This window comes from Facklamia sp. P12950 (genome assembly GCF_050409465.1).
Classification (GTDB): domain Bacteria; phylum Bacillota; class Bacilli; order Lactobacillales; family Aerococcaceae; genus Facklamia.
Genome location: NZ_JBNUPK010000003.1, coordinates 39660 through 64703, shown reverse-complemented (window position 1 = coordinate 64703; position 25044 = coordinate 39660). Strand labels below are relative to the sequence as shown.

Below are 25044 nucleotides of genomic sequence, written 5' to 3'. Positions count from 1 at the left end.
TAATTCCATCTAGTCTACAAAAGCTATTGTACTCCTTCATCTAATGAGATTCAAATGCTCTTAATTTTCAAAAATTTTAGCAAAAATCATTCTACCAGCAGCTGTTTGCAAAGATGAAGTAACTACTACATTTAAATGCTTATTAATATAATTTTGGCCATCCTCAACCACTACCATGGTGCCATCATCAAGATAGGCCACCCCTTGGCGGCGTTCGGTTCCTGCTTTTATAATTTGAACTTGCATTTCCTCACCAGGTAACACTTCTGGTTTTACCGCATTGGCTAACTCATTAATGTTCAAGACAGGAACATTTTGAAATTCTGAAACTTTATTTAAATTGTAATCATTGGTTACCAAGATCGCATTTAAATCTTTAGCTAGCCTTACTAATTTCGCATCGACTTCTTCGATATCCGCATAGTCTCCTTCAAAAAAATCAATATTTATTTTGGAAGATTTTTGTAAAAGGTTTAGAATATCTAACCCACGTCTACCTTTTGCCCTTTTTAAAGAATCAGAAGCATCTGCAATATGTTGCAATTCAGATAAGACAAATTTTGGAACTAATAAACTTCCTTCTATAAAGCCTGTTTGAACCACTTCTGCTATTCTTCCATCAATAATTACACTAGTGTCTAATATCTTCAATCTTTGACCTGCTTTGACTTCGCTTTGTTTAGGTTTTTTATTCAATTCAAAAGAAGCAGATTGTAGTTTTTGGCCAGATTTTGTAAAGAGATGTAAGACTTCATCTCGGCGATTGATCATCATTTGATAACCAATCATTCCCCCTAAAACAGTCAGAACAAGCGGCATTGTACTCGATAAGAAAGGGATATCTAAAGACCCAATCGGCAACGAAAGTAAATAACCGATTAATAGTCCTAATAAAATGCCTAAAGCACCGAATAACAGATTTGGCGTTGACTGCTTTTCCAAAATAGATAGTAATTTATGAATTAATTGTTCAAAAAGCGGCGCAAGTAAAATACCTAATAACATAAAAATAAGTCCGAAAATCATACTATTCACAAAAGGATTGATTAATAATTGATGGTATAAGCGAAGACTACGCCAAATTTCTGCTCCTAAAGTATAGCCAAAACTTAAGCCAACAATCATTGATACACTAATCGTCATTTTTTTTATCATTTTTTCACCTCCTTTGTAAGAATTTTCAATTATTTAGGAAAAACGATTGAAATAGCTTGTTTGATCGTTTTAACTGGGATGACTTCAATCGATAGGTCCAGTTGTTTTAGATGCGATTGATTATTATAAGGGATAAAAACACGCTTAAAGCCTAATTTACTTGCTTCCTTAATTCGTTCTTCAATCTGATTGACTCTTCTAATTTCTCCAGTTAGACCAATCTCACCAATAAAGACATCATCTACTCTCACTTCTCGATTCCAATAGCTAGAAGCAATGCTTACAGCTATGGCTAAATCAATGGCGGGTTCATCTAAGCGAACCCCTCCAGTCGTTTTAAAAAAAGCATCTTGGTTTTGAACTAAAAGACCACAATGTTTCTCCATGACTGCTAATAAGAGCGATATACGTTGGTACTCTATTCCTGATGCGGTGCGTTTGGCGTTACCAAACACCGTCGGAGTCATTAATGATTGGATTTCAGCTAATACCGTTCGCGTCCCTTCCATGGCAGCAACAACTGTGGATCCGGTAGCACCTTCTATCCTCTCCTCTAAGAATAACTCTGAGGGGTTGGTTACTTCTACTAAACCTGTATCAATCATTTCAAAGACGCCAATCTCATTGGTAGATCCGTATCGGTTTTTTACAGCCCTTAAGATTCTGAAGCGATTATGTTTTTCACCTTCAAAGTATAAAACCGCATCTACCATATGTTCCAACATTCTAGGTCCCGCTATATTACCTTCTTTAGTTACATGGCCAACTATAAAAATAGCAATTTTATGGTCTTTGGCTATTCGCATCAAAATATTAGTCGCTGCCCGTAACTGAGAAACAGATCCCACTAAGCCTTGATTGTCTGGTGATGCCATCGTTTGAATAGAATCGATGACTACGATTTCAGGATTCACTTCTTGAATTTGAGTCACAATATTACCCAAGTCCGTATCAGATAATAAATAAAAATCTTTACCACTTAATGCCAGTCTTTCAGCTCTGAGTTTAATTTGGGTTAAACTTTCTTCACCAGAAACATAAAGGACCCGCTGTTTCAAATTAGCCAAGCGAATGGATACCTGAAGTAATAAAGTCGATTTCCCAATTCCAGGATCGCCTCCAATTAAAACTAAACCACCTGGAACAATTCCCCCGCCTAATACTCGATCGAACTCTCCCATTTTTGTATTAATTCTTTCTTCAACTTGACTTGGAATTTGATCCAATTGAGTGGCTTTGCCGACCATTGATTGTGATGTATGAGTCAAAGTAGTTGAAGTAGTGGTTGTAGGGACCAATTGTTCTTCCATTTGATTCCAACTGCCACAATTTGGACATTTTCCTAACCACTTAGGTGACTCATAGCCACAAGCTAAACACTCATACATTACCTTATTTTTTGCCATTCAACCCCTCCCTTAACCAGATGACCCAAAACCACCCTGTCGATCACTATTAACTACTTGATCGTCATCTACTTGTAGAAATTTAGAAAAAATTCCTTGAGCAATCCTTTCACCCTTATGAATGGTTCGATCCTTCAAGCCATAATTAATAAGTTGAATATATATATGTCCTTCATTTTTTTCATTATTATAATAATCTTGATCAATAATACCAATACCATTAGGTAGGGTTGTTTGGTGCTTATAACTTCCCGACGAGCGATTAACAATCTTCAAATATTCGTTTTCCATCATGTAGGCCTTTAAACCCGTTGGAACTAAAGTAGCCTGCCATAAGTCATCTTCCTTCATGGTTTCCTGACCCTTAATCATTAAAAAGGTATTATGTATTAAATAATAAACAGACTGTTTCCAAAAGGAAGGAAGTACAACCGTTTCGGCAGCTTCAATGTCATAGCCAGCTGAGTACTTGGTTTGCCGTTGAGGAATTCGAATCGCTTTATCCTTATACGAACGGATAACTTCAAAGCCCCGATTTTTCTTTTCCATTTTATTCACATCCTTTCATTCCCATGCTAAATAAGCCGTTTATATGAAAACGCTTAATAATATTATACGTGATTCTTTTAGATATATCTATCTTTAATAGTTTTAAATTTATCTTATTTCACTAGTCCCATATAGCTTTTTCATCAATCCAAACAGATACTGAGGCTTGATTAACTGGGAAAAATCCTTTTCCTTGCTCATCTAATTCTACTTTGCCTGAGTGATTATTTAGATAATCAACATAAATAGCTCCTGCATTCAATTCACCCATACTCATCTCTTTAAAACCTGCCTCACTATTAGTCATCACTACTGCTATCCCGTAGGGATGTTCTTGTGTTCCTAGACAAGTCCAGCCTACGGTATTTCGATGGTCAAAGTAATCCACTTGCTCTCCGTAAGTATGATATTTTCGCAAGTGTAGTAAAGGATCGATTTGCTCTTGATAGGATGGGGACTTCTCTCCATTTTGTACTCCATAATAATCGCCATAAAAGAGAGTAGGAAGTCCTTGCTGACGCAAAAGAATTAAAGCATAGGCATGTTGTATAAACCATTCTTCGACTTGAGACTCAAGAGATTGTCCTAGTTGTGTGTCGTGATTATTAACAAATGTTACACTGACTAATGGATTGTCCTTAACTAAGCTTCCTGCAAAAATTTTACTTAAATCATACTGATTACCCGCTTGACTGGCTTGGTATAAATTCATATGTAAGCCTACATCAAAGAGATCTAACTGATAATTAATCGATTCTAAATAATCTAATTTTTTTTCAAGATCAGGATTCCAATATTCACCAATTAAATAAAAATCATCACCTTGTGTAAAATTAATTTCTTCACAGAGTTCTTTTATATAGTGAGAATCAATATGTTTTAATGCATCGAAGCGTAAACCTTTAACTCCCGTTTCATTCACCATCCATTTTAACCACTGTTTGATATGTTCGTTTACTTCAGGATGAGAAAAATCAATATCAGCAAACATCAGATAGTCATAATTACCATAGGTACTATCTACCGATTGATCATCAGCCCAACCTTTTTCGTCGCCTAAAATTAAATAAACACCCTCTTCATTATTAGTCGCATCATAATCAATGCCACTAAAATGGTACCAGTGCCATTCAAAATCTGAGTATTTATTCGCTCTACCTGGAAAATAGAAATGGGTCCAACCTTCAATTTCATAAGGATCAGAAATCATTTCTTGACGGTTTTCAGGATTCACTTTCATCACATGAAATTTTTCTTTACCATCTGCATAAGCCTTATGATTAATCACAAGATCAGCAATTGGTAGAATATCTTTTTGTTTGAGTAATTGAATAGCCTTCAATAAGTCTTCCTTTTTACCATACTTAGTGCGCACATTTCCTGCTTGATCAAACTCGCCCAAATCCCAAAGATCATAGACTCCATATCCCACATCATTAATAGAAGTGGCTTTACAAAAAGGAGGAAGCCAGATATGATCCACACCTATTTCATACAAGTGATCTACATCATTTTGTAAGTTTATCCAATGTTTTCCTTCATTAGGCAGATACCATTCAAAATACTGCATCAATAAGTTATTTTTTTCCACTGTACTCTCTCCTTTATATACTCTTCCATTAAAACACAGGACTTAAAAATAGTCACAAATAAGCTCTTAGAGATTCTCATTTAGAATTTAAATTTACCTAATTGCGATATGATTACAAATTTTTTAGTTTTGTTTTTCGATAGGTTTCCCTTATAATTTATGCTATCATAAACAAGAATTTACGGAGTAATGCTCCATTGAGGAGGAAAACCATGCATTCATTTCAAGACAAAATAAATCGTCTTGCAGCCTTCTTATCCCTTATAACCATCCTATTAAGTCTAAGCTTAACTTTCTACTTAAACCATCTTTCTACAAAAGAAAATACCAGTCCAGAGAAAGTTACAACATCCAATCAAGCACTAATTAAAAAAAAATTACCGAGTGTAAAAAATGAAACCATTAATGAAGAAACAGCTACAGAAGAAGAAAAAATGCTGGCCCTTGAATTAAATAAATATGGTTCCAAAACAGCTTCCATTCAAGATATTCAAGAATCGATTGCTGATATTATAAGAACAGATTATCAAGGAAATATTATGAGTGCTCAACAAGATATTGTACAAGCCATCAATGAGAACCAGATGAGTATTGAAAGAGAAGGAACCCTCTTTCTCCCTGATCAGCCTTCCTTCGCTAGTAAAAACTCTTATTTACAAATGGATGTTCCATTAATTTTACAAAAGTCACCCCTTTATTCAGACATCGATTATGGCGCTAGTCAACAAGATACTTTAGGTGACAATGGTTGTGCAATCGTATCTTTAGCCATGGTATATTCTTATCTATCCAACCGATTAGTTGAGCCAGAAGAAGTGCTTGAATGGTCCGGTCACGATTATTTTTTCGAAAATGAGGGTACCTCCTGGACTATATTTTCAGATTATGCAACCGATCATGGATTTAATTTTTATAATCATGGTAATAATTTTTACTCTGCTATGGAAGCTGTCCAAAAAGGCCAAGTGGTGATTGCATCTGTCAAACCTGGTTTCTTTACCGATGTAGGTCACATTATCGTAATTCGTGGCTATGAACCTGGCTATGTCTATGTCAATGATCCCAATGATAATCCTGAAAAAATGTATAGTTTCCAGCCCATTAATGAGCAAATTTTGCTAGATGAAGGATTAAACTACTGGTCTTTTTATAATGATTAAATTTAATTTCATAGAAATAAACCGTTAGGAGTTTTCAATCTTTATGAATAATTACAAACTCGCTTCCAAAGGTGCAGTGATTGGAATTACAGTTTATTTATTACTGACAACAATCAAGTTAACTACCGCTTCAATCTTTAAAGCAAATTCTTTACAAGCTGATGGTCTGAATAACTTATCAGACATTATTGCCTCTTCTGCTGTGTGGATTGGATTATATTTAGCAAAGAAGCCTGCTGATCATAACCATAAATTTGGACATGAAAAATACGAAATTATATCCAGTTTCATTGTCTCTTTGCTAATGTTCACAATTGGCTTTCAAGTAATTCTTTCAGGAATGAGTCAACTTTTTTCCAAAGACTATTCACAAACAAGCCAACAAGTTCTTCTTACTACACTTCTTTCAATCGTAATTCTGACTTTAACGAAGTCCTATTTAAAAAAATTAGCCACCCAATCAAATTCTGTCGGTTTAAAAGCTACTGCTAAGGATATGCAAGGTGACTTACTTATTTCAATAGCAACTCTTATCGGAAGTTTATGTGTCAGCTGGGGCTTTCCTATTATCGATACGTTTCTTTCAATTACAGTGGGCATTATTATTATACTGTCTGCCTTTGAAGTCTTTAAAGAATCGACTTTTACTTTATCAGATGGATTTGACCCTGAAACATTATTAATTTATGAAAAATGTATTCTCTCCCACCCTGATGTGATTGCTATTAATTCCATTCGCGCAAGAATGGCTACACAACAGATCTATTTAGATGTTACCATTGCTTTAGATCCGAGTATGTCCGTCTATCAATCACATTGTATTACAGAAGAAATCGAAGCTATCTTACAAGATCAATTTCAAATTAAAGATATCGACATTCATGTTGAACCCTATGAATAAATTAAAGCGGCTGGAACAAAAATGCTTCTCAGCCGCCTCAAAATTTTCAGCGAGCCTAGATTGGAAAGTGACTTTCCAATCTAGGCTCGCTACTTTGCATATTTACGTAGATTATTGACCACAAATATCAGCTTGACTTCGATCTTCACCTTATCTTTATCGCAAAGGGGGTGGCGAGTAAAATCTAACTTCGCTTTTTCTTTTCCGTTTACAAGCGCTTCTCAATCGTAACAAGGGCTTCCAGGAAGGTGTCGGCTTGATCGAAAGACATGGTTTATATTTTTAAAGAAAAAGTCCGATTAACGATTGTCTCGTTGACCGGACTTTCTTTAATTATTCAAGGATTTTGTCCCAGCCCCTTTATTTTTTGTAAAATTATGCTCGCGTTCTTTCTATTATGACAGCATTTCCTTGTCCGCCACCTATACATAAGGTCGCTAATCCTCTTTCCACATTACGTATCTTCATTTCGTGAATCAGGGTGACAAGAATTCTCGCTCCACTACAGCCAATTGGATGCCCTAAAGCAATAGCTCCTCCATTAACATTAATGATTTCGTCCTTAATTCCTAATGCTCGATTGACTACTAAAGATTGGACTGCGAATGCTTCATTTCCTTCGATTAAATCCATATCTTCAATGGTTAAACCGACATTATTTAAAGCATTTTGAGTAGCTGGAATAGGTCCTGTTCCCATTAAAGAGGGTTCAACGCCTGCTTTACCTATTGAACGAATACTAGCCATTATTTCTAGTCCTAACTCTTTCGCTTTACGCTTAGACATTAGGAGTAAGACAGCAGCACCATCATTAATAGTTGAGGAATTGCCTGCAGTCACAGTCCCATTCTCTTTAAAAACTGGCTTCAATTTTTCTAAGTCGGCAAGAGTTTGTCCCATGCGAATATTTTCATCCTCTTCAAAAACAACTTCTTGACCACGCTTCATTTGGACAATAGGAATAATTTCTTGCTTAAACCGACCAGAAGAATAAGCTTTTTCAGCTTTCTTTTGACTGCTTAACGCAAATTCATCTTGTTCTTCGCGACTGATTTGATATTTTTCAGCCAAGTTTTCAGCGGTTACTCCCATGTGATAACCTTCAAAAGCATCAGTCAAACCATCAAAAACTAAAGTATCCACTACCCTATCATTGCCTAGCTTGGAGCCCCAGCGATGATTGGAAAGAATATGAGGGGCTTGACTCATATTTTCACAACCCCCCGCCACCACAATTTCATTTTCACCTGTCATAATAGACTGGCTAGCTAACATAACAGCTTTCATTCCGGATCCGCAAACTTGATTGATAGTTGTAGCAGGTGTTTTGAAATTAATACCAGATTGAATAGCTATTTGACGAGCAACGTTTTGACCTAAACCTGCGGACAAGACATTTCCCATGAAAACTTCATCAACTAAAGAAGGATCGAGAGTGATATTATCAAGCATCCTTTTGAGTAACTGACTAGTCATTTCCACTGCCGAAACATCTTTCAAACTTCCGCCAAATCTTCCTATAGCTGTTCGATTTGCTGAAACAATCACTACTTCCTCTAAATTCATAAAATCCTCCTAAATTTCTTACTGCGAATAAAATTAGCTAAATAACCTTTGCAACCATGACTTTGACTTAATTGATTCGTTTTGTTCATCATCTTCATCCGAAGAAACTTTCATCGATTGAGCTACTTTATCTTCTATTCCCAGATGTTCAATAGTCTCTATTAAATGATTATTCTTCTTTTCTGTCAAGAGCATTAGCTGCTGTTGCTGGTCGACTAATTGCAGTAAATCATTAATTTGTTTATTTTTTTCTTTTAGTTCATTAATAAGAACATTTCTTTCTTTTTCATCCTTCAACCATTTTTCTTTCAGTTGTTCTTTGACAGCCTTTTCAATATAAGTTCTAATGGCTTGTTGCTGTTTTTTTAGATCCGTATCATCTGACATCAGATTTTTTTTTATAGTATTTGAAGAGCCTTTTTCTTTTACTTCTTCGTTTTCACTTGACTTTTCGTTTTTTGAGTCACGTTCATTTTCAAGGACAATTGAGATTTGCTTCGCCAGTTCAGGATCATAAGAAAAATCACGCTTGAGTTCTGTCAAATGATCTAGGGATTCAGTATTTTCCTCACCTGGTTTATCTTTTATACTTTCTTCATAATTCTGACTTTTTTCTTTTGTCACTTCATTTTTATTTTCGGCTTTGGCTTTGACTGTTTCTTCTATTTGAGTGTCAAATGTATCTGTCATAAAAGATTTTAATAGCTTTTGCTGTTCTTTTGTAAAAACCAATCTGTTTTCTTCATTATACACTTTCTCCTCATTAGGAATCTTTTTTGCATGATAATAGATCAATTGTCGAGTAACTTCTAATTCATCAGCAAATTCCTGGGCTGTTAAATATTCTTCCATATTATCTCCTCGTATTCTATCTTTCAAATCACTACTCTTTGTCAAATAACAAAAGAACCTTTTACTATATTATACAGTAAAAGGTTCTTTTTGATAGGATAAACTTGAAAACTTATTATACTCTTTTTTAAAAAGTAGTTTGACAGTATCTCTTGCACCTGCTCTATTTTTAGCAATAATTACTTCTACCGTATTATCTGGTAAATCGTCCTTGTGTCCTTCGTCTGCATCACCATTTTGCTGGTGATAATCCTCACGGTAAAGAAAAGCGACAATATCTGCATCTTGTTCAATTGAACCCGACTCGCGAATATCACTTAAAATAGGTCGCTTATTTTGCCTTTGTTCCAGACCACGAGAAAGTTGTGATAAGGCAATTACTGGAACCGATAATTCCTTAGATAGTTTCTTTAACTGACGCGAAATTTCTGAGACTTCTTGTTGGCGGTTTTCTCTTCCATTTCCATCAATAAGTTGTAAATAGTCAATAACGATTAAACCTAAATCAGGATTTTCTTGTTTTAGACGACGACACTTAGCCCTAATTTCTGAAACACGTATACCAGCTGAGTCATCAATATAAATAGGAGCTTCTCTTAATATATCAGTTGCTACCGTGAAACTTTTCCATTCATCATCCGTCAATTGCCCTGTTCGTAGATTCGATGCATGTATACTTCCTTCTGCACAAATCATCCGATATACCATGTCTAATGCACTCATCTCTAAGGAGAAAATTACAACTGGAACCTTAGATTTAGTTGCGACATTCTGTGCTATATTTAAGGCAAATGCTGTTTTACCAACAGAAGGTCTAGCGGCAATAATAACTAACTGATCGGGTTGAAAACCACTAGTTAATTTGTCCAGCTCATGATAACCAGTAGGAAGACCAACAACATCGCGTTTTTCCTCTGCTAATTTTACGATATTATCAAAAGCCTCGGCTATCAATTGCCTCATCATTTGAGGTCTATTACTCTGAGAGCCTTCTCCTATTGATAAAATTAACTTTTCACTTTGATCGATGATCTCTTCTATTGCATTTTCTTCATCATAAGCAACTTGAGAAATTTTCGATGATGCATGAATGAGTTGTCGCAATATAGATTTTTCTTTAACAATTCTGGCATAATTTTCAATATTAGCAGTGGTCGGAGTGAAACCTGTTAGTTCAACAATATATTCATAGCCTCCGACATTTTCTAGTTGATCCAAAGCATCTAATTGATTCTTTAACATCAAATGGTCTAAGGTATTGTCGCGATCAAAAACTCTCTCCATAGCTGCAAAAATTTGCTGATGGGCTACTTTATAAAAGTCCTGCTCTTGTAAAAGTGTTTGAACAGTTGCTAATTTCTTTGGATCTAATAAAAGACCACCTAAGACAGATCTTTCTGCTTCAATATTTTGAGGTGCTTGCATCTGATTCATTTGCGAAATATCCATCGTCTCACCTCTTTATATTTTATCTAAACTGCTTCGACTTTTACACGAATAGTTGCTATTACTTCGGTGTGCAATTTAACCGGAACATTGTGGAAACCTAAGGATGAAAGGTTATTTTCTAACTCAATTTTACGTTTATCTACTTCTATGTCGTATTGTTTCTTTAATTCTTGTGCTATTTGTTTAGAAGGGATGGTTCCAAATAAACGACCATCTTCACCTGATTTAGCTGAAATGATAACGATGGTTTCTTCTTTTTCAATTTGTACTTTTAAATCTTTTGCCTCTTGCAATGCTTCCGCTTCCAACTTTGCTTGAGCTTTCTTTTGTGCTTTGAATTCACTCATTGCTTTAGCATCAGCTACTTTTGCTAAACCATTTTTAATTAAGTAATTATTAGCATAACCATCTGAAACATTTATAATCTGACCCTTTTTACCTTGCTTACGAACATCTTCTAACAAAATGACTTTCATTTTTAGTCCTCCTTAACATTAATTACCTTAATTAATTGTTCTTCTACTTCTTGGATTGTTTGGTCTTTTATCTGTGTTGCTGCGTTAGATAAATGACCTCCACCTCCAAGCTTTTCCATAATAACTTGGACATTTATTTTCCCCAAGCTTCTAGCTGAAATACCTATTTCGTTCTCATGGCGTTTATAAATAACAAATGAAGCTTCAATTTGATCAATTCCTAACAAATCATCAGCTGTTTGAGAAGCTAAGACATTGTCCACTACTATATCTTCATCCGTTACTGTTACCGCAAAGACCTTATCGATTATTTCAGTATTCTCAATCAAGCGATTTTTAATTTTAATGCTTTCTAAACTTTCTTTTAACAGATGCTTAATTTTTATATTATCTGCACCCATAGACTTTAAATATGCCGCTGCTTCAAAAGTTCTCGACCCGGTCCTTAAAGAAAATTGATTGGTATCAATAATTATACCAGCTAGCATAACTGTTGCAAGCATTTCATCAATTGCATTTTCCTTTTCATCCATCACACTAAAGTATTCCGTGAGTAATTCGACCGCTGATGAAGCCGAAGGTTCTAAATAACTTAGCACACAATTTTTGGGGAATTCTTCTGCCTGGCGATGGTGATCAATGATAACAATATCGTAGTCAAAAAAGATAGACTCAGCTTGTGAAATCATCGCTCGATGATGGTCTACCAAAATTAGTAGAGTTTTTTCATTTAAGTAGTTATCTAAATCTGCTTCTTCAATGAAAACTTCTTCATCAGACTTCTCGAAGTACTCATTATTAATAATCCCTTTTATATCTTGGTTGAGTTCATCTCTATCAATCAGAATTTTGGCTTGGCGATCAAAAGATTTTACAATTTGTCTGACAGCTAAGGCTGAACCAATTGAATCTAAGTCTGGTGACTGATGTCCACTAATTAAAATTCGATCATAAGTCAATACCGTACTTTTAAGCGCCTGGAAAAACATTTTACTGCGTATATCCGAACGGTTTTCTGTAAAACTAGTCTTTGCGCCATAGAACCTTGCTTTTCCTTCTATTTCACGAATGACAACTTGGTCTCCGCCACGACCTAGTGCTAAGTCTAGGTTTGATTTAACCTGCTTAGAAACTTCAATTATATTTTGTTGAGTATTTCGACTATAAGAAAAAGCGAGAGAAAGCGATATAGGAATTTTTCGACTGGTATAATACTCTTTAATAGCTTCAATGGATTCAAACTTTTCTTTTTCGAGTTCATTTAAAGAACTCTCATTCAACAAAAGTAGAAACTGATCTTCATCAGTTTGCTTTAAGTAAATTTGATAATGATCTGCCCAGCGATTAAGACGACTGATTAAATCAGATTCAAATTTTGCACTTGCTTCATCATCCATCGCATAAATGAGATCATCAAAATCATCTAATAATAAAGATCCCATTACTAGAATGGATTCACCGATTACTTTTTGAATTTCGATATCTTGTGTAATGTCATAAAGATAAAGTGCTTTATATTCATGATGATGTAAGGCTCGGTAATAACCATTAGTTAAAGACACTTCTTGCCATTGACTCATATTACTTTGTCCTAGAATTTGTGTCAATTTCCCATCCACTTTTTCAATTTTTTCACCAATAATATCCTGTTCAAAAATCTTCTTAATAGCTGGGTTAGTCCACGTTACTCTTTCTTCTTGATCATAGAGTATTACTCCTATTGGAGCATTATATAGGGCATATTCTTGCGCTAAAGAAGCATTTTCTGACATATGACTCGCCATCTTCGTTAAATCCTTAATAAAACCTTTAATATTAAAGGTAAAAAATAGAATGATGATACTAAGGAAAATTAGTAATAATACACCTATACGCCACTCTAATTTAAAGGCTACTCCAATTAAAACTATATAAATTAATAAAATAGAATAAATCTGCCAAGAAATTTGAAGCGAATGGAAGTAATCAAAAAATTCTTTTAGTTTTATTTTTTTAAACACAGTACACCTCGTAGTATTAATATCACTTATTTTATCATATTTAAGTGAAATGTTCTATCTACTAATTAATTACTTAATGTTTCACGTGAAACAAAAAAACCACCCAAAGGGTGGTCAAATATTATTCTTGAACGGTAAATGGTAATAAAGCCATGATCCGTGCGCGTTTAATTGCATTAGTCAATGTACGTTGATGCTTTGCGCAAGTACCTGTTACACGACGAGGTAAAATTTTGCCTTTTTCTGAAATAAATCTTTTTAAAAGATCTGTATCTTTGTAATCAATATAATCGATATGATTAGCGCAGAAATGACAAACTTTTTTTCTACGTCTTCCTCCACGACGTTGTGCCATGCATTTTCCTCCTCTACATTATTCTAAAATGGTAGATCATCTTCAGAAATATCCACCTTCTGACTGTCACCAAATGGATTACTATTTTGACTGAAGTCTTGATTAAAACTAAAATCATTACTATTCGTTTGATTTGGTTGTTTGTATGATTGATTACCATCGGAAACTGGACGTTGTTCAGTCACTGATTTTGGTTCTAATAAGTGAAAGTTACTTACAACAACTTCAGTAACATATACTCTCTGTCCTTGTTGATTATCATAACTTCTTGTTTGGATACGACCTTCGACTCCAATTTGAGAACCTTTACGGGTAAAGTTAGCTAAATTCTCAGCAGCTTTACGCCAAATCACACAATTAATAAAATCTGCTTCACGCTCACCTTGTTGATTGGTAAAACTGCGATTTACAGCTAGTGTAAAACTTCCAACTGGAGTTCCTGAAGAAGTATAGCGTAAATCAATTTCCTTGGTTAAACGCCCAACTAATTGTACGGTATTCATAATTTTCCTCCTACAAGTGTTTCACGTGAAACATAGTGATTATTCTTCTACTTTTGTAATCATATGGCGTAAGATATCACGGTTGATTCGTGCTAGACGATCGAACTCGTTGATCCCTTTAGCATCATCAGCGGTTAAAGTAATTAAGTGGTAAACACCTTCACGATAATCGTTGATCTCGTATGCTAAACGTTTCTTAGCCCAGTCTTTTGATTCGACAACTTCTGATCCTTGATCGACTAAGATTTGATCGAAACGAGCAATTAATTCTTTTTTTGCTTCGTCGGTCATATCTGGACGAATAATATAAAGGATTTCATATTTAGTTGGTTGACTCATGACTGCACCTCCTTTTGGTCTAATGGCTCCATAGAGCAAGGAGTTAAGCTATTAAGCTATTAACTCACATTTAATAATTTTATCACTCTATTTTTAAGAAATCAATCTAATTTTTCTATTCCTCTGAATTTTCTATTGAATTATCAGATTCCGACATATCTTCTTCTGTATTTTCTTCATCTTTTTCAATGACAACAATTTTATCAACGATAGAATCATCATCTAATCGAATAACCTTAACTCCCAAGGTATCTCTTGAAGCGGTTGAAATCGAATCGATATGAACACGAATGACGACTCCTTCATTGGTCATGATTAGTAAATCTTCATCACCATCAACAGTGACTAAACCAGCTAATTTACCACTCTTTTGAGAGATATTAGATGTTTTTACACCTTTACCGCCTCGGTTTTTAATAGCATATTGGTTAGATTCAGTTCGCTTACTGTAACCATTTTCTGTCACTACAAGAACTTGCTTATCATCATCTAAAATAGCAGCACCAATAACATAATCTCCTGAACGGAGTCTCATACCTCTGACACCTGAGGCTGTCCGACCCATATCACGGACATCATTTTCATTAAAGCTAACGGCATAACCATTATTAGAACCAATGATAATATTTTTTTGTCCATCAGTAATTAATACATTCACTAACTGATCATTTTCTCTTAATTTAATAGCAATTAAACCATTGGTACGAATGTTATAGTATTCACTTACTAAAGTACGCTTAACGGTCCCATTTTTAGTAACAAACAAGAGATGAGTGTCTTCATCATCAGCTTCTCTACGAATATTAACTATATCTCTTACATACTCTTCTTTATCTAAGTTTAAGAGGTTAATAATAGGTAAGCCCTTCGAAGTTCTTCCATATTGAGGTATATCGTAACCCTTAGCGCGATAAACCTTACCAAAATTAGTGAAAAAGAGGAGGGTATCATGGGTGGAGGCAGAAACTAAGCTTTGAATGGAATCCTCGTCACTCACTCCCATTCCTTTAACCCCTCTACCACCTCGATTTTGAACACGGAACTCATCTTCAGTCATACGCTTAATATAACCAGAAGTGGTTAAAGCAATCAAAATATCTTCCTCATCAATTAAATCTTCATCTTCAAGAGACTGAATTTCACCCAATTTGATTTCAGTTCTTCTTGGATCATTATATTTCTTAAGTATTTCTCTTAATTCATCATGAATAATTTCATAAATTCTTTCTTGAGAAGAAAGTATTTCAGTCAAGCGAACAATCAATTCTTGTAAATCTTTTAGCTCGGCATCGATTTTTTCTCGTTCTAATCCAGTTAAGCGAACCAATCGCATATCTAAAATAGATTGTGCTTGAATTTGCGAAAATTCAAAACGATTAATCAATTCTTGCTTAGCTGTTTCTGAATCGTGGGAAGAACGAATAATAGCAATAATCTCATCAATGACATCTAAGGCTTTTTGTAGACCTTGTAAAATGTGAGCCCGATCTTCTGCTTTTCCTTTTTCAAATTTAGTCCGTCGCGTAATCACTTCAACTTGATGGGCTAAATATTTTTCAAGAATTTCTTTTAAATTTAGTATTTTAGGAACTCCGAAATCAATCGCTAGCATATTAATACCAAAGTTAGTCTGTAAAGGAGTATGTTTATATAAGTTATTTAGAATAACATGAGCAGAAGCGTCTCGACGTGCTTCAACTACAATCCGCATACCTTCACGACCAGACTCATCAGCAATATAGGAGATACCATCAATTCGCTTATCACGACCCAATTCAGCAATTCTTTCAACTAATTTAGCTTTATTTACACCATAAGGTAATTCTTTAATAATAATTCGCTCACGGTCTTGATTATTACCAAAGTATTCAATTTCAACTTTACCGCGAATTGTGATTTTTCCTTTACCTGTCCGATAAGCTTGGCGAATACCTGATTTTCCAACAATAATTCCACCAGTAGGAAAATCAGGACCCGGTAAAGCTTCCATCAATTCATCCACAGTCGCTTCTGGATTACGCATAAGAATTTGTAAAGCGTCAATGACTTCTTCTAAATTATGCGGTGGTATATTGGTTGTCATACCAACTGCAATACCAGAAACTCCATTAACTAAAAGGTTAGGGAAACGACTTGGTAATACAACCGGTTCTTTTTCTTCTTGAGAATAATTTTCTTGGAAATCAATTGTATCTTTATTAATATCTCTTAACATTTCTAGAGTGATTTTAGCCATTCTAGCTTCAGTATACCGCATTGCAGCTGCACCATCACCATCGACTGAACCAAAGTTACCGTGGCCATCAACTAACATTTGGCGGTAGGAGAAGGGTTGCGCCATCCTTACCATGGCTTCATAGATTGCAGAGTCACCGTGAGGGTGATACTTACCCATAACATCCCCAACAATTCTGGCTGACTTCTTATGTGGTTTATCAGGTGTAACACCTAATTCATTCATACCATATAGAATACGACGATGAACAGGTTTTAATCCATCACGAACATCTGGTAGGGCTCTTGCGACAATTACTGACATAGCATAGTCCAAAAATGAATTACGCATTTCATCAGGTAAATTGATTTCTTCAAAAGATTGTTTGCTAACATCAAAATGATCTTCCGTCATGACTAACTCCTTTCAAGGGTAATTCTATACATCCAAGTTACGTACATAGACTGCATTTGTTTCAATAAAGACACGACGGGGTTCTACTTCTTCTCCCATCAACATAGACATCACTGCATCCGCTTCTACTGCATCATCAACAGTTACTCGCTGCATCCGACGATTTTCAGGATTCATCGTTGTTTCCCAAAGTTGATCTTCATTCATTTCTCCAAGACCCTTATACCTTTGTAATGAATACCTAGTATTTGGATTTTCTTTTTCCCATTGGAGTAATTGCTCATGTGTATCTAAATAAATCTCTTTTTTACCAACTTTTAATTTATAGAGTGGCGGAAGTGCAATATAAACATAGCCTGCATCAATCAAAGGACGCATATAGCGGAAAATAAGCGTTAATAATAACGTACGAATATGCGCACCATCGACATCTGCATCGGTCATAATGATTAGTTTATGATAACGGGCTTTGCTCACATCAAATTCTGCTCCAAAACCAGTGCCCATGGCAGTAAATAGCGAGCGAATTTCAATGTTACTCAATATACGCTCCATTGAGGCCTTTTCAACATTTAAGATTTTCCCTCTAATTGGTAAAATAGCCTGATACATTCTTGAACGGCCTTGTTTAGCCGAACCACCTGCTGAATCTCCCTCGACAATAAATAGTTCGCATTTTTCTGCGTCTTTAGAAGAACAATCCGCTAATTTACCAGGTAAGTTTGCGATTTCTAAACCGGATTTACGACGGGTCATCTCCCTAGCTCGCTTGGCAGCCATTCGTGCTTTTGAAGCTAGAATTCCTTTATCTAAAATCAAACGTGCAACTTTAGGATTTTCCAATAAAAATGTTTCAAAATGTTGAGAGAAAAGGCGATCTGTTACAGTTCGTACTTCAGAATTCCCTAATTTTGTCTTAGTTTGACCTTCAAATTGAGGATCTGGATGTTTAACCGAAATAACAGCTGTCAGACCTTCACGAGTATCCTCTCCAGATAAGTTATCATCACCATCTTTAAGTAAGTTATTTTTACGACCATAGTCATTAATAACCCGTGTTAAAGCTGTTTTAAAACCTGATTCATGTGTTCCTCCTTCATAAGTGTGAATATTATTAGCAAAAGACAGTAAATTTAATTGGTAAGCATCTGTATATTGTAGAGCGATTTCAACAGCAATACCATCTTGTTCACCTTCAATATAGATAGGTTCATCAAAAATTAATCCCTTGTCTTCATTAAGATAAGAAACGTATGATTTAATTCCACCATCAAATAAATAACTATCATCAGCTTCGCGATCCATCCGTCGATCTTGTAAAGAAATGCGTAAACCTTTATTTAAGAAAGCTAGCTCATGGATACGCTCATTTAATATTTCATACTTAAAATCCGTTGTTTCGGTAAAGATTGACGGATCCGGTACAAAATTAACTTTAGTACCTGTTTCCGTTGCTTCTCCAACCACCTTTAACTCAGATACAATAGCTCCTCTTTCAAACTTAATTTGATGAACTTTTCCATTACGTGAAACCTCCACTGATAGTTCGCTTGATAAAGCATTCACAACAGAGGCTCCTACACCATGGAGACCACCTGAAACTTTATAACCGCCACCACCAAACTTGCCACCCGCATGCAAAACGGTGTAAACCGTTTCAACAGCAGGTCTGCCTGTTTTAGATTGAATATCGATCGGGATTCCACGACCATCATCTGTTACCGAAATAGAACCATTCGCTTCTATGACTACTTCAATTTGACTACAATAGCCAGCTAAAGCTTCATCAATAGAATTATCAACAATTTCCCAAACTAAATGATGTAATCCAGTACTCGCAGTAGATCCAATATACATTCCTGGTCGTTTACGGACAGCTTCCAATCCTTCTAATACTTGGATTTGTTCAGCATCATATTGGGGTTGAGTTACATTTTTCTTGTCGTTATTTTCTGCCATTTGTATCCTCCTATTGAACTTTACCTTTACTTATATGTCTTATTGAAGAATTTTTTAGCTCTTGAATATGAATATTTTCAATACTAGCTGTGGTTAAAATTGTTTGAACTTTCCCTTCGATTTTACTCATCAAAATAAATTGACGATGATCATCTAACTCGGACAGAACATCATCTAATAAAAGAACTGGATAATCTTGATCAATTGTATAAAATAAATCCAATTCAGCTAACTTTAAACTAAGAACAACTGTTCGTTGTTGGCCTTGTGAGGCAAATTGCTGAGCTGAATTTCCATTAATATTAAAAATTAAATCGTCTCGATGAGGTCCATATATGGTAGCTCCTTGATGGATTTCCCTTTGAATAGACAATTTGAACAATTCACTCATTTGATCTTTAATTAAATCAATCTTCTCATAATCAAGTTTAGAAGAGGAAGACTTATAGACCATTGATAAGCTATCTCTTTCATTAGAAAGTTCATAATGAATCGGGTGAGCCATTGCTTCTAAATCTTTAACAAATTGCAAACGATATTTAATTACTTGGCTTCCTGCATCAATTAGCTGATCAGTTAAGATGTCTAAATAAACTGGATCATAAGTATGTTTTTCACGCGCTTGCTTTAAATAAGCATTTCTTTGTTTAAGTAAGCGATGATATTCTAATAAATTTTGTAGGTAGATGGGATGGGTTTGACCGAGTTCTGTATCTAAAAACTTTCTTCTTAGACTTGGAGACCCCTTAACTAATTGCATGTCTTCGGGAGAAAAGAGGATAACATTTAATTTACCTATAAATTGAGAAAGTCTCTTTTGATCGAGGTGATTGTATTTAGCAATCTTACCCTTATCATTTAATATGATTTCTAAAGGAAATTGAGAGTTTTTAGTGGTTATTTGGCCGACTATCTTTGCATAATCTTCTTCCCAACTAATCATTTCTTGATCATGATTGGTTCGATGACTCTTAGCCAAAGACAACAAAAAAATGGCCTCAAGGATGTTAGTTTTTCCTTGGGCATTTTCACCAGCTAAAATAGTTAGACCGTCATGAAAATCAATCGAAAGCTCTTTATAGTTCCTAAAATTGGTTAAATTTAATTCTTTTATTTTCATAAGCTATCTTATTGATCTACGACATCTACTATTAATTCATCCTGAACAAACTCCACACGGTCTCCAGGATATAATTTTTTTCCTCGTCGATTTTCTGATTCGCCATTTAAATAGACAGTAAATTCACCTAAGTACCATTTAGCCATTCCACCACTGGATATTAAATCTACTATTTTTAATAATTGGCCGAGTGTTACATGGTCACTATCTATTTTGACTTTTTTATGTTCCATTTGGCCACCTCATTAGTAATTTATTAGATTCATTATACTACTAAATAGCTTAAATCTCAAATTTTTGGCGAAAAAATGCCATTTTAAATAAATTTGACCTTCAGAGTATAAAAAGCTTATTTAAGTTAAATTAGGCTTAAATGCTAAATAATGGCAAAAAATAAGCAGGTCGTTTATTAGACCCGCTAAAAAGTTTTAATGTGTACGAACTGGTGTTAATAATTGCAGTAAATCATTGTGGGGTAATTCACTCTTTACACTTGGTGTTATAAGCATTGGACGAACTGCTGAATTAAATTGAATGGTAATTTCTATATCGCCAAAAGATCTTAAAGCTTCTTTCATATAGTCAGGGTTGAATGAAATCTGAAGCTCTTCACCATTTGAGGAAACAAATTGAATTTCTTCTGCCACATTCCCTATTTCATTTCCTTTTACAAATAACTCGATATGGTCTGTTTGAATATCTAATTGGACAATATTATTTTTTCCTTCATGTGACATTAAAGAGGCCCGTTCAATTGCTTGCAGAAAATCAGCCGCATTTAAGACGATTTCTGTTTCAGATGAATTAGGAATTAACCGATCAGTAGCAGGGTAATTACCCTCCAGTAAGCGTGAATAAATTGTTATGTTTTCGAAAGTAAAAATAATTTGTTGATTCGATATAGTCATCATTAAATCAGCATTATCAGGAACTATTCTAGCCAATTCAATCATTGTTTTTTTAGGAACAGTGATTGCTTCTAAATGATGCGAATTCTCAGTTAATTTTAAAGGAATTTCTCTTTGGCTTAAACGATGGCTATCTGTTGCCACTCCCACTAAGTAATCTTTTTCTAGCATTAAGTGAAGTCCTGTTAAAATTGGACGTGATTCTTGATTAGAAGCTGCAAAAATAGTCTGATGAATCATATTTTTAAAAGTAAGTGTTGGAAGTTGAATTTGATGATCTAGGTCAATAATAGGCAAACGAGGATACTCATTTCCATCAATACCAACAATTTGGAATTTTGCATTACCAGATTGAATAGTTGCTTTAAATTGATCATCTACACTCACTATTACCTCATCTTGTGGTAATTTTTTAATAATTTCATTTAATAAACGTGCAGGTAATACAATTTGGCCTGTTTCTTCAATTTGTAAATTAGCTAAGGGTTCATCAACTGAAATATGACTTTCGATAGATATATCAGCATCGCTACCTATTAAAGTCATTCCATTACTATCTAAAGATAATTTAATTCCATATAGAATGTTAATGGTTGTTTTAGAAGGAATAGCTCTTTGAACATTATTTATTTGTTGAGTAAAAGCAGATCGGTTAATTGTAAATTTCATAATTTTCTCCTTTATAAATAATTATTATATATCTAAGTAATAATAGTAGGGCTTGTTGATAGAGTGTATAAGTGATAAAGAGTTCTACAAACTAGGCTTTAGCATTGTTGATGACTATGTGTAAAGATGATTTTTTATAGTAGACTTATCCACATTCTTTATTCTAGCATCTGTTTGATTGTTGCAATTTCATGTTTGAGGGTAGTATTACTTTTAAGATCTTCAGAGATTTTTTCATAAGCATGGATAACCGTCGTATGGTTTTTATTACCGAAAGCTTCACCAATTTTAGGAAAAGATAGTTCTGTTAATTCACGTGTAAGATACATAGCAATTTGACGAGCAGTAACGATTTCTTTGTTCCTTTTCTTTCCTTTAATTTGTTCAGTGGATATTTTATAAAATTGACTACAAGTAGAAATGATAGATTCGGCATCAATTACCTTTTCTTTTTGCTCTCCAAAAATAGAAGAGAGAGCTTCTGCGGCTAAATGACTTGTAATTTCTTTGCCCTCTATAGCTGCATAGGCAAAAACTCTCATTAAAGCTCCTTCTAATTCACGTATGTTTGTATCTACATTATTAGCGATATATGTGAGAGTTTCAGAATCAATATCCAATCGATTATTTGCAGCCTTTTTTCTAAGGATAGCGATACGAGTTTCCAAATCAGGAGGGGTAATGTCGGTTGATAATCCCCATTTGAATCGTGAAATAAGCCTTTCCTCGAGATTATCAATATTATTTGGTAAACGGTCTGAAGTTAAAATAATTTGTTTATTATTATTATAAAGTTCGTTAAAGGTATGGAAAAATTCTTCTTGAGTGGCATCTTTTTTCGATAAAAATTGAATATCATCGATCAATAAGACATCTATTTCACGATACATTTCCCTAAATTTTTTTTGAGAACCGTTTTGAATACTGGTAATAAAATCATTAACAAAAGATTCACTGGTTGCATATTTAATTTTAGTAGAAGGGTTTTTACGTAGGATATCGTTACCTATAGCTTGCATTAAATGAGTTTTTCCTAAACCTACACCACCATAAATTAAAAAGGGATTGTAAGTTTTTCCTGGACCATCACTCACTGCCAGGGCAGCTCCTGCAGCCATTTTATTATCTTCACCAATCACAAAGTTTTCAAAGGTATAAGAAGGATTTAATTTTGAGTCAGAAAAGCTTGGAAGACTATCTGTCTCTCCTTGCTTATCAATCGATTTCAAAAGCATGGGTTCATTTTGCTTGCTTTGATAAATTATAAATTGAGGTTCATATTCAATACCATATCGTTCACGACTATATTGCAATATATAGTTTACCAAATGATTTTCCCAATATTTTTTAGTCATCGGATTAGGAACTGCAATCGTAATTGATTGATTACCAATTCGAGTAGGGATTGAAGGTTCAACCCAGGATCGATAGGAAGAAGTGGACAGGATTTCTTTTAAATAATCTTGAACTCCTTGCCAAAAAAGATCTTTTTCATCCATTCATTTCACCTCGAATAAGTTAATATAGTTAAGATTATTGTATCATATTTAGAGTTTTCCACAAGTTGAGAATGTGTAAAAAGCTCTATCCACATACTCACATTTAAGTTATCCACATGTTAATTAAATGTGTGGATAAAAAAATAGTTTAGTAAACATTAAGTAGATTTGTGCAAAAGAAAAAAATAACAATTCCTATGTCATCAACTTTCTTAAAGGTTTAAATAATGTTTTCAACAGAGTTTGTGGATAAAATAATATTTATTGACAAGCTTAGAAAATGTGGATAATTTTATCCTCTAGTTTGTTAAAAGAAGTTTATTTTTTTAGGGTTTGTTTAAAAACTGTGGATAAGTTGTTGACAATTGTTAAGATTTTACATCGATTGAGATATTTAATAGAATATTAAAAAACACTTGACTTTAAAGGAGTCATTCTTATAAACTATTCTAGTATTGTTTATATTTAGCAACAAGGAGGTGTATTGCATGACTAAGAGAACATACCAACCTAAAAAACGTCAACGTAGTAAAGAACACGGTTTTCGTAAACGCATGTCAACAAAAAATGGACGTCGTGTATTAAGCAAGCGCCGCTTAAAAGGACGCAAAAAGTTAACTGCATAATTTTGAGGCTTCCAAGTGAGGCCTTTTTTTTATAAAATAAAGAGAGAGATTCCAATTATTCTTATTTTTGATATAATATTATGAGGACTCTAAAACATCGGAGTGATAGTCTAATGAAAAAAGAATATCGAGTAAAAAGTGATAAGGATTTTCAAAGAGTCTTTCATCAAGGAAACTCTACAGCAAACCGTCAACTGGTTATTTATACCTATTCAAAACCAGGTCAAAAACATTTTCGTGTCGGTTTGTCAGTAAGTAAAAAGTTAGGTAATGCAGTTTTTAGAAATCAAATAAAACGCTATTTAAGACAAGCCTTGCATGAGGTGGAAGATATGGTTATTCCTGAAGTTGATTTTCTATTGATTGCTCGTAAGGATATTTGTGATAAGGATTTAAAGCAAATAAAGAAATCGATTATTCACGTTATGAAGAAAGCTAAAATTATCCAACCATTATTTAAACTAGAAAAATCTGGAGGTCGTAATGAGCAATAAAAAAGTAAATAAAATTTTAAAACTTTCACTGCTATCAGCTATTGTAGTGGTATTATCTGCTTGTGCAAATATTAATGAACCGATTACTAACGATTCATCAAATCTTTTGGATCAATTTGTTCTCTATCCCTTCTCTCAATTTATTGTTTGGCTAAGTGGTTTAATGGGTCATAATTTTGGTTTAGGTATTATTAGTTTAACCCTTTTAATTCGTCTTTTGCTAACCCCTTTGACATTAATGCAGATGAAATCTCAAAATAAAATAATGGAGTTACAACCGGAAATTGAAGCCATTAAAGCTAAGTACCCTCACAAAGATCGTCACTCAATGGAGTTACTTCAAGCTGAGCAACAAGAATTGTTTGATGAAAAAGGAGTTAATCAATTCGCAGGTTGCTTACCAACTTTAATTCAATTACCAATTTTGATGGCCTTGTATCAAGTGATTTCGCGAACAGAGCTTATAAGACAAGGACAGTTTCTTTGGGTTGATTTAGGACAACCAGACCCTTACTTTATTTTCCCTCTTTTAGCGGCTCTATTCACATTTTTATCTACTTACCTAAGTAGTAAAGCAAATCCTCAACAAAATGTTTCAATGAAAATTATGATGATAACTATGCCAATTATGATTTTCTCTATATCTTTTGCTTTACCTAGTGCAGTTTCACTTTATTGGTTTATATCGAATTTAATTACTGTAATTATTATTTTAATTTTTAACAATCCATATAAAATGATTAAAGAACGCCAAGAACGCATCGCTCATGAAAAAGAAAAAGAGCGTCAATTGCGTAAGGCCTTGAAAAAAGTTAAAAGTCGTAAATAAATTAAAAGG

23 protein-coding genes are annotated in these 25044 nt (G+C 34.3%); 5 read left to right on the top strand and 18 right to left on the bottom strand.

Annotated elements, in window-relative coordinates; translation table 11 throughout:
* Positions 1-60: 60 nt before the first annotated feature.
* From ACQV2Q_RS03625 to ACQV2Q_RS03610, 4 genes are all read right to left on the bottom strand, one after another.
* Positions 61-1155, bottom strand: a complete 1095-nt coding sequence (locus ACQV2Q_RS03625; RefSeq protein ID WP_428873061.1) for a PIN/TRAM domain-containing protein — start codon at positions 1153-1155, stop codon at positions 61-63.
* A gap of 29 nt (positions 1156-1184) precedes the next feature.
* Complete coding sequence (gene radA / locus ACQV2Q_RS03620; RefSeq protein WP_428873060.1) at positions 1185-2561, bottom strand: DNA repair protein RadA; 1377 nt, start codon at positions 2559-2561, stop codon at positions 1185-1187.
* A 12-nt stretch (positions 2562-2573) separates the two neighbouring features.
* Entirely contained in the window at positions 2574-3110 is a 537-nt protein-coding gene (locus tag ACQV2Q_RS03615) for a dUTP diphosphatase (RefSeq protein WP_428873059.1), read from the bottom strand.
* A gap of 121 nt (positions 3111-3231) precedes the next feature.
* The gene (locus ACQV2Q_RS03610; protein WP_428873058.1) at positions 3232-4701 is read right to left on the bottom strand and encodes an alpha-amylase; all 1470 of its coding nucleotides are present in this window, start codon (positions 4699-4701) and stop codon (positions 3232-3234) included.
* Positions 4702-4913: 212 nt separating this feature from the next.
* Between ACQV2Q_RS03610 and ACQV2Q_RS03605 the strand changes: the two genes are divergently transcribed.
* Both ACQV2Q_RS03605 and ACQV2Q_RS03600 read left to right on the top strand, forming a co-directional pair.
* Entirely contained in the window at positions 4914-5861 is a 948-nt protein-coding gene (locus ACQV2Q_RS03605; protein WP_428881940.1) for a C39 family peptidase, read from the top strand.
* A 43-nt stretch (positions 5862-5904) separates the two neighbouring features.
* Positions 5905-6762 carry a cation diffusion facilitator family transporter gene (locus tag ACQV2Q_RS03600; protein ID WP_428873056.1) on the top strand — a complete coding sequence of 286 codons (858 nt, stop codon included), beginning with the start codon at positions 5905-5907 and terminating at the stop codon, positions 6760-6762.
* 375 nt (positions 6763-7137) lie between these two features.
* On the opposite strand, the gene ACQV2Q_RS03595 is transcribed toward ACQV2Q_RS03600, so the two are convergent.
* The 14 genes from ACQV2Q_RS03595 to dnaA form a co-directional block, all read right to left on the bottom strand.
* Entirely contained in the window at positions 7138-8328 is a 1191-nt protein-coding gene (locus ACQV2Q_RS03595) for an acetyl-CoA C-acetyltransferase (protein WP_428873055.1), read from the bottom strand.
* A 33-nt stretch (positions 8329-8361) separates the two neighbouring features.
* Positions 8362-9180, bottom strand: coding sequence for a hypothetical protein (locus tag ACQV2Q_RS03590; RefSeq protein ID WP_428881939.1), 819 nt, complete (start codon positions 9178-9180; stop codon positions 8362-8364).
* Between the two features lie 69 nt (positions 9181-9249).
* Positions 9250-10629, bottom strand: a complete 1380-nt coding sequence (gene dnaB, locus ACQV2Q_RS03585) for a replicative DNA helicase (RefSeq protein WP_428881938.1) — start codon at positions 10627-10629, stop codon at positions 9250-9252.
* A 23-nt stretch (positions 10630-10652) separates the two neighbouring features.
* The gene (gene rplI, locus ACQV2Q_RS03580) at positions 10653-11105 is read right to left on the bottom strand and encodes a 50S ribosomal protein L9 (protein WP_428873052.1); all 453 of its coding nucleotides are present in this window, start codon (positions 11103-11105) and stop codon (positions 10653-10655) included.
* Between the two features lie 2 nt (positions 11106-11107).
* Positions 11108-13105: a DHH family phosphoesterase gene (locus ACQV2Q_RS03575; RefSeq protein WP_428873051.1), complete on the bottom strand. Its 1998-nt coding sequence runs from the start codon at positions 13103-13105 to the stop codon at positions 11108-11110.
* 121 nt (positions 13106-13226) lie between these two features.
* Positions 13227-13460 carry a 30S ribosomal protein S18 gene (gene rpsR / locus ACQV2Q_RS03570; protein WP_428873050.1) on the bottom strand — a complete coding sequence of 78 codons (234 nt, stop codon included), beginning with the start codon at positions 13458-13460 and terminating at the stop codon, positions 13227-13229.
* A gap of 23 nt (positions 13461-13483) precedes the next feature.
* Positions 13484-13966, bottom strand: coding sequence for a single-stranded DNA-binding protein (gene ssb / locus ACQV2Q_RS03565; RefSeq protein ID WP_428882001.1), 483 nt, complete (start codon positions 13964-13966; stop codon positions 13484-13486).
* Between the two features lie 36 nt (positions 13967-14002).
* Entirely contained in the window at positions 14003-14302 is a 300-nt protein-coding gene (rpsF, locus tag ACQV2Q_RS03560) for a 30S ribosomal protein S6 (RefSeq protein ID WP_428875074.1), read from the bottom strand.
* Between the two features lie 115 nt (positions 14303-14417).
* On the bottom strand, positions 14418-16931 hold the full coding sequence (gyrA, locus tag ACQV2Q_RS03555) for a DNA gyrase subunit A (protein WP_428875075.1): 2514 nt from the start codon (positions 16929-16931) through the stop codon (positions 14418-14420).
* 24 nt (positions 16932-16955) lie between these two features.
* Positions 16956-18890, bottom strand: a complete 1935-nt coding sequence (gene gyrB, locus ACQV2Q_RS03550; RefSeq protein WP_428881937.1) for a DNA topoisomerase (ATP-hydrolyzing) subunit B — start codon at positions 18888-18890, stop codon at positions 16956-16958.
* 10 nt (positions 18891-18900) lie between these two features.
* Positions 18901-20010, bottom strand: coding sequence for a DNA replication/repair protein RecF (gene recF, locus ACQV2Q_RS03545; protein WP_428873046.1), 1110 nt, complete (start codon positions 20008-20010; stop codon positions 18901-18903).
* Between the two features lie 8 nt (positions 20011-20018).
* Positions 20019-20243: a S4 domain-containing protein YaaA gene (gene yaaA / locus ACQV2Q_RS03540; protein ID WP_428873045.1), complete on the bottom strand. Its 225-nt coding sequence runs from the start codon at positions 20241-20243 to the stop codon at positions 20019-20021.
* 195 nt (positions 20244-20438) lie between these two features.
* A complete protein-coding gene (gene dnaN, locus ACQV2Q_RS03535) occupies positions 20439-21587 on the bottom strand; it encodes a DNA polymerase III subunit beta (protein ID WP_428873044.1) in 1149 nt (382 codons plus the stop codon).
* 158 nt (positions 21588-21745) lie between these two features.
* Positions 21746-23086 carry a chromosomal replication initiator protein DnaA gene (gene dnaA, locus ACQV2Q_RS03530; RefSeq protein ID WP_428881934.1) on the bottom strand — a complete coding sequence of 447 codons (1341 nt, stop codon included), beginning with the start codon at positions 23084-23086 and terminating at the stop codon, positions 21746-21748.
* Positions 23087-23574: 488 nt separating this feature from the next.
* On the opposite strand from dnaA, the gene rpmH reads away from it, so the two are divergent.
* The 3 genes from rpmH to yidC all read left to right on the top strand — a co-directional run bounded on the left by rpmH (position 23575) and on the right by yidC (position 25035).
* Entirely contained in the window at positions 23575-23712 is a 138-nt protein-coding gene (gene rpmH / locus ACQV2Q_RS03525) for a 50S ribosomal protein L34 (protein WP_258436956.1), read from the top strand.
* A gap of 113 nt (positions 23713-23825) precedes the next feature.
* Positions 23826-24206: a ribonuclease P protein component gene (gene rnpA, locus ACQV2Q_RS03520; protein ID WP_428873042.1), complete on the top strand. Its 381-nt coding sequence runs from the start codon at positions 23826-23828 to the stop codon at positions 24204-24206.
* Complete coding sequence (yidC, locus tag ACQV2Q_RS03515) at positions 24196-25035, top strand: membrane protein insertase YidC (RefSeq protein ID WP_428881933.1); 840 nt, start codon at positions 24196-24198, stop codon at positions 25033-25035. Before rnpA ends, yidC begins: the two co-directional genes overlap by 11 nt.
* Positions 25036-25044: the final 9 nt, after the last annotated feature.